The sequence below is a fragment of the Streptomyces sp. SID14436 genome, assembly GCF_010548465.1.
Classification (GTDB): domain Bacteria; phylum Actinomycetota; class Actinomycetes; order Streptomycetales; family Streptomycetaceae; genus Streptomyces.
This window is the reverse complement of the sequence record NZ_JAAGMD010000085.1, coordinates 1-1,275: the sequence shown is the minus strand read 5'-3', so window position 1 is coordinate 1,275 and position 1,275 is coordinate 1. Positions and strand designations below refer to the sequence as shown.

The 1,275-nt window shown below is 74.7% G+C and carries 1 protein-coding gene and 1 pseudogene; both read right to left on the bottom strand.

Features of this window, described 5'->3' with window-relative positions:
• Nucleotides 1–197, bottom strand: a pseudogene (locus G3I53_RS03100) (hypothetical protein); the annotation flags it as partial.
• On the bottom strand, nt 197–871 hold the full coding sequence (locus tag G3I53_RS03095) for an RNA polymerase sigma factor (RefSeq protein ID WP_164335047.1): 675 nt from the start codon (nt 869–871) through the stop codon (nt 197–199). The gene G3I53_RS03095 and the pseudogene G3I53_RS03100, both read right to left, overlap by 1 nt.
• Between the last annotated feature and the right edge of the window lie 404 nt (nt 872–1,275).

Below are 1,275 nucleotides of genomic sequence, written 5' to 3'. Positions count from 1 at the left end.
CGGAAGGCGGCCAGCGCGGCGGCCTCACCGGGGAGTTCACGGCCGGGCGGAGGGGGCGGGTCGGCGAGTGCGCCGAGCGCCGCGGCGAGCCGTTCCGCCTGTTCGCGGACGACGGGGTCGGCCGCCGCGGAGGGCTCTCCGTTCAGCAGACGCTCCGCCGTCTCACGGTCCAGCCACCCGTTCTGCTCATCGGCCATCACATGTCCTTCTGCGTCCGCGTGCGCATATGCGTCACACTCGCGGACGTCACCGCACGCCGGTGCGGTTCTCGTTGCGGGGGAAGCGCGTCGAGTACCCCGGCGGATTCCGGATGGGCCTCCGGATCGTCGCCGAGCATCTCGGCCAGCCGTTTCAGGCCACGGTGCGCCGCGGTGCGCACGGCGCCCGGGCGTTTGCCCAGGGTCTCCGCCGCGCTCTTGGCGTCGAGGCCCACGACCACCCGCAGGACGACGGCCTCGGCCTGGTCCTGCGGCAGCCGGGCGATGAGCGAGAGGGTCCCGTCGGTGGCCAGGGCCTCCATGGCCTCGCCCGCGGTGTCGGACGGGGCGGGCCGGCCGGTCAGCTCCGTCTCGTCACCGCCGATGGCGGGACGCCGGCCCCGCATCCGGATGTGGTCCAGCGCGCGGTTGCGGGCGATCCGGGCCGCCCAGCCGCGGAACCGGTCCGCGTCGCCGCTGAACCGCTCCAGGTCGCGGGCGATCTGCAGCCACGCCTCGGACGCCACGTCCTCGGCGTCGGCGTCCCCGACGAGTGTCCGTATGTAGCCCAGCAGGCGCGGGTGCACGGTTCGGTACACAGTCCGGAACGCGGTCTCGTCCCCGTCCTGTGCCGCACGCACCGCGGCCGTCAGCTCCGCGTCGTCCCCCAGCACCGCGCGCGCCCTTCTGCGCCTGAGCCGGCCCCGCCTGCGCGGACCGGGTTGCTCGCTGTCGTGGTCTGCCCCATTGCCTTGCGGTCTCCGGCCGTGGCTCGGTCGTGGTCGTGCGACCGGTCATGGCCTGGCGCGAATGGAACGTTACGGCCTGAAACCACGCGCCGTCCATGTTCGTACAGGATGCAACTAACCCGTGACACAGCGGGTGTGACACAAAACGCACGCCGGGCGCTGTAGGAGATACGGGCCGCCGCGCGGCCCGTGCCGCGCGACGGCCGGGGCCTCTCCTGTGGGGGGTGGCGGCCCCGGCCGTTGCCTTGGCCCCTCCCTCCCGCCCCCGCACGCCCACCCCGGACTACGGCTGCCCGCCGCCCCGCCGCGCGGCACCGCTCCGGCCGGGG